Source organism: Caulobacter sp. SLTY (assembly GCF_009905535.1).
Classification (GTDB): domain Bacteria; phylum Pseudomonadota; class Alphaproteobacteria; order Caulobacterales; family Caulobacteraceae; genus Caulobacter.
In genome coordinates, this window is the sequence record NZ_JAAALA010000066.1 from 1 (window position 1) to 4,581 (window position 4,581).

Annotated in this window: 4 protein-coding genes; 3 read left to right on the forward strand and 1 reads right to left on the reverse strand. The window is 69.4% G+C overall.

What is annotated here, in order from left to right; all coding sequences use genetic code 11:
• Nucleotides 1-735 (reverse strand): LysR family transcriptional regulator (locus GVN21_RS20140; RefSeq protein ID WP_166576527.1); only part of this gene is annotated, 735 nt, incomplete at its 3' end.
• Between the two features lie 88 nt (nt 736-823).
• On the opposite strand from GVN21_RS20140, the gene GVN21_RS20145 reads away from it, so the two are divergent.
• Genes GVN21_RS20145 through mmsB form a run of 3 tightly spaced genes read left to right on the forward strand, consistent with a single transcriptional unit; the run spans nt 824 to nt 4,367 of the window.
• Nucleotides 824-2,320, forward strand: a complete 1,497-nt coding sequence (locus GVN21_RS20145) for a CoA-acylating methylmalonate-semialdehyde dehydrogenase (RefSeq protein ID WP_166576528.1) — start codon at nt 824-826, stop codon at nt 2,318-2,320.
• A 17-nt stretch (nt 2,321-2,337) separates the two neighbouring features.
• On the forward strand, nt 2,338-3,477 hold the full coding sequence (locus GVN21_RS20150; RefSeq protein WP_166576529.1) for an isobutyryl-CoA dehydrogenase: 1,140 nt from the start codon (nt 2,338-2,340) through the stop codon (nt 3,475-3,477).
• Nucleotides 3,474-4,367 (forward strand): 3-hydroxyisobutyrate dehydrogenase, encoded by an 894-nt coding sequence (gene mmsB / locus GVN21_RS20155; RefSeq protein WP_166576530.1) that lies wholly within the window; start codon nt 3,474-3,476, stop codon nt 4,365-4,367. Before GVN21_RS20150 ends, mmsB begins: the two co-directional genes overlap by 4 nt.
• The last annotated feature ends 214 nt before the right edge of the window (nt 4,368-4,581 follow it).

The window sequence follows — 4,581 nt, forward strand, 5'->3', positions numbered from 1 at the left end:
GGTCAGGGGGGCGGCCAGGAAGCAGGGGAGGATGGCGATGCCGCCGTCGGCCTCCACGATCTGGCGCTGGGCGTTGATCGAGGAGCTGGAGAGGGTGGGGCGCAGGCCCGGGTGGACCTCGTCGAGATACCTGAGCTCAGGCGCGAAGATCAGGTCGTCGACATAGCCGACGATGTCGAAGCGGTGGAGGTCGGCGGCGTCGCTCGGGGCGCCGGCGCGGGCCAGGTAGCCGGGGGCGGCGTAGAGGCCGAGGCGGTATTCGGTCAGCGGCTCGACCACCAGCTTGGGGGAGCTGGGGGCGCTGAGGGTCACCGCCAGGTCGACCTCCCGCGCCCCCGGCGACAGCAGACCGGCGCCAGCCGCCAGCTCCACCTTCAGCCCCGGCCGGGCGCGGCGCAGGGCCGGCAAGCCGGGGGCGACGATGGCCGTGCCGAAGCCCTCGGCGACGCTGATCCGCACCGTGCCGCCGACCGCGTCGGGCTCGCCGGTGCGCTCCGCCGCCGCCATGGCCTGCCGCGCCGCCAGGCCCGCTTCCAAGAGGCGCGCGCCCGCCGCCGTCAGTTGCAGGCCGGTGGCCGAGCGGATGAACAGGGTGGCCTTCAGCGCCGACTCCAGCCGTCCGACCCGCCGCCCGACCGTGGCGGTGTTGATCCCCAGGCTTGCCGCCGCCGCGGTCAGCGAGCCGCGCTCGGCCGCCGCCACGAAGACCTTGAGGTCATCCCAGTCGAAGGACATCGATTTTCGCACCTCCCGATAGGCAAATTTGCAATACTGCATACCGCGCGCGGGTGATAGGGGAGGGGCCAGACTTCAGGAGCACCCCATGCGTGACATCCGCCACTTCGTGAACGGCCAGAGCCTGGAGGGGACCTCCGGCCGCTTCGGCGACGTCTTCAATCCCAACACCGGCGAGGTCCAGGCCCGCGTGGCGCTGGCCACCGCCGCCGAGCTCGACGCCGCCGTCCAGGTGGCCCTGAAGGCCCACGAGGGCTGGTCGGCCACCAATCCCCAGCGCCGGGCGCGGGTGATGTTCGAGTTCAAGCGGCTGGTCGAGGCCAACATGCAGGACCTGGCCGAGCTGCTGTCCAGCGAGCACGGCAAGGTCATCGCCGACAGCAAGGGCGACATCCAGCGCGGCCTGGAGGTCATCGAGTTCGCCTGCGGCATCCCCCATGCCCTCAAAGGCGAATACACCGAGGGCGCCGGCCCCGGCATCGACGTCTATTCCATGCGCCAGAGCCTGGGCGTGGTGGCCGGCATCACCCCGTTCAACTTCCCGGCCATGATCCCGATGTGGATGTTCAGCGTGGCCATCGCGGTGGGCAACACCTTCATCCTCAAGCCCTCGGAGAAGGACCCCAGCGTCCCCGTCCGCCTGGCCGAGCTGATGATGGAGGCCGGCGCCCCGGCGGGCGTGCTCAACGTCGTCCACGGCGACAAGGTCAGCGTCGACGCCATCCTGCAGCACCCGGACATCAAGGCCGTCAGCTTCGTCGGCAGCAGCGACATCGCCCACTACGTCTACAGCCAGGGCACGCTGCACGGTAAGCGCGTCCAGGCCATGGGCGGCGCCAAGAACCACGGCATCGTCATGCCCGACGCCGACATGGACCAGGTGGTCAAGGACCTCTCCGGCGCCGCCTTCGGCTCGGCGGGCGAGCGCTGCATGGCCCTGCCCGTGGTGGTGCCGGTCGGCAAGAAGACCGCCGACGAGCTGCGCGAGCGGATGATCGCCGAGATCGAGACCCTGAAGGTCGGCGTCTCCAACGACGCCGAGGCCCAGTACGGCCCGGTGGTCAGCGCCGCCCACCGCGCCAAGATCGCCGAATACATTCAGATCGGCCAGGACGAGGGCGCCGAGCTGGTCGTCGATGGCCGGGGCTTCCAACTGCAGGGCTACGAGAAGGGCTTCTTCATCGGCCCCAGCCTGTTCGACGGGGTCAAGCCCGGCATGAAGACCTACCACGAGGAGATCTTCGGCCCGGTCCTGCAGATCGTCCGCGCCGAGACCTTCGAGGAGGCCCTGGAGCTGCCCAGCAAGCACCAGTACGGCAACGGCGTCGCCATCTTCACCCGCAACGGCCGCGTCGCCCGCGAGTTCGCCGCCAGGGTCAACGTCGGCATGGTCGGCATCAATGTGCCGATCCCGGTGCCGGTGGCCTATCACACCTTCGGGGGCTGGAAGCGGTCGGCCTTCGGCGATACCAACCAGCACGGCATGGAAGGCCTGAAGTTCTGGACCAAGGTCAAGACCGTCACCGCCCGCTGGCCGGAAGGGATGAGCGACGATTCCTCCTTCGTCATCCCGACGATGAAATAGGCGAAGAGGCTCAAGGCATGGACTTCTCCCTCACCGACGACCAGCGCGCCATCCAGGAGATGGCCCAGGCCTTCGCCCGCGCCGAACTGGCCCCGAACGCCGCCCGCTGGGACGAGGAGAGCCACTTCCCGGTCGACGTCCTGCGCCAGGCCGCGGCGCTGGGCTTCGGCGGGGTCTATGTGAAGGAAGACGTCGGCGGCTCGGGGCTGACCCGCCTCGACGCCTCGCTGATCTTCGAGGCGCTCAGCTACGGTTGCGTCCCCACCGCCGCCTACCTGACCATACACAACATGGCCTCCTGGATGATCGACCGGTTTGGCTCGGAGGACCTGCGCCAAAAGTACCTCCCCCGGCTGACCACCATGGAGCTGATCGCCAGCTACTGCCTGACCGAGCCGGGCAGCGGTTCGGACGCCGCCTCCATGCGCACCACCGCCCGGCTGGACGGCGACCACTATGTGCTGAACGGCTCCAAGGCCTTCATCTCCGGCGCCGGCGTCTCTGACATCTACGTGGTCATGGCCCGCACCGGCGCCGACGGCCCCAAGGGCGTCTCCACCTTCGTGGTGGAGAAGGGAACGGAGGGCCTCTCCTTCGGCGCCAACGAGAAGAAGATGGGTTGGAAGTCCCAGCCCACCGCCCAGGTCAACTTCGACAACGTCCGCGTCCCGGCCGAGAACCGCGTCGGCCAGGAAGGGGAGGGGTTCCGCTTCGCCATGATGGGCCTCGACGGCGGCCGGCTGAACATCGCCAGCTGCTCTCTTGGCGGCGCCGCCTTCGCCCTCGACACCGCCAAGGCCTACATGGAGGAGCGCAAGCAGTTCGGCCGCCCCCTGAAGGACTTCCAGGCCCTGCAGTTCAAGATCGCCGACATGGCCACCGAGCTGACCGCCGCCCAGCTGATGGTCCGCAACGCCGCCAGCGCGCTGGACGCCCGCGACCCCCACGCCACCAAGCTCTGCGCCATGGCCAAGCGCTTCGCCACCGACGCCGGCTTCAACGTCGCCAACGACGCCCTGCAGCTGCACGGCGGCTACGGCTACCTCGCCGACTACCCCCTCGAGCGCATCGTCCGCGACCTGCGCGTCCACCAGATCCTCGAGGGCACCAACGAGATCATGCGGGTCATCATCGGCCGGGAGATGTTCAGACAATGAGCCAGCGCGTCGCCTTCATCGGGGTCGGCAACATGGGCGCCGGCATGGCGGCCAACCAGGTCAAGGCCGGCCGCGCCGTCACCGCCTTCGACCTCTCCAGCGCCGCCCTCGACAAGGCCGTCGCCGCCGGCTGCAAGCCCGCCGGGTCGGTCGCCGAGGCCGTGGCCGACGCCGAGGTGGTGATCACCATGCTCCCCGCCGGCAAGCATGTGCGCCAGGTCTACGAGCACGACATCCTGCCCAATGCCCCCAAGGGCGCTTTGCTGATCGACTGCTCCACGATCGACGTCGACAGCGCCCGCGCCGTCGGCGAGATGGCCACAGGCTTCCGCTTCGGCGACGCCCCGGTCAGCGGCGGCATCATGGCCGCTGACGCCGGCACCCTGGCCTTCATGGTCGGCTGCGACGAGGCCGACTACCCCGCTTTCGAGGCCGCGCTGACCCCCATGGCCCGCGTCGTCTTCCACGCCGGCGCCCTCGGCTCCGGCCAGGCAGCCAAGATCTGCAACAACATGCTGCTGGGCGTCTCCATGCTCGGCGTCTGCGAGTCCCTGGCCCTGGCCGAAAAGCTCGGCCTAGACCCGACCCGGTTCTTCGACATCGCCTCAAAGTCCTCCGGCCAGTGCTGGTCCCTGACCTCCTACTGCCCCTGGCCCGGCCCGGTGGAAGCGGCCCCCTCCAACCGCGGCTACAACGGCGGCTTCCTCACCGCCCTGATGCTCAAGGACCTGAAACTGGCCCAGGAAGCCGCCGCCAAGGCCGGCGCCGCCACCCCCATGGGCGCCCAGGCCGAGGCCCTCTACCAACTCTTCGACGGCCTGGGTTACGGCCAGAAGGACTTCTCCGCCATGCTCCAGCTGATGCGCGGCAAGCTGGACGAACTGGCCTAACCAGCCACCCTGCCACCGGAAATCTTGGCGCCCCCCTCCCTGAGGGAGGGGGTAGGGGGAGGGTTTACGCTGTTGGTCGCGTAAACCCTCTCCCTCCCACGCCTCCGGCGCGGGCCCCTCCCTCTCCCTCAGGGAGAGGGGTCAGAACACGCGGCTCCCAGCGCAGCCCGGTTCACCCACCTCTTCCATCGCGCTAAACCGGCCCCAACCACAC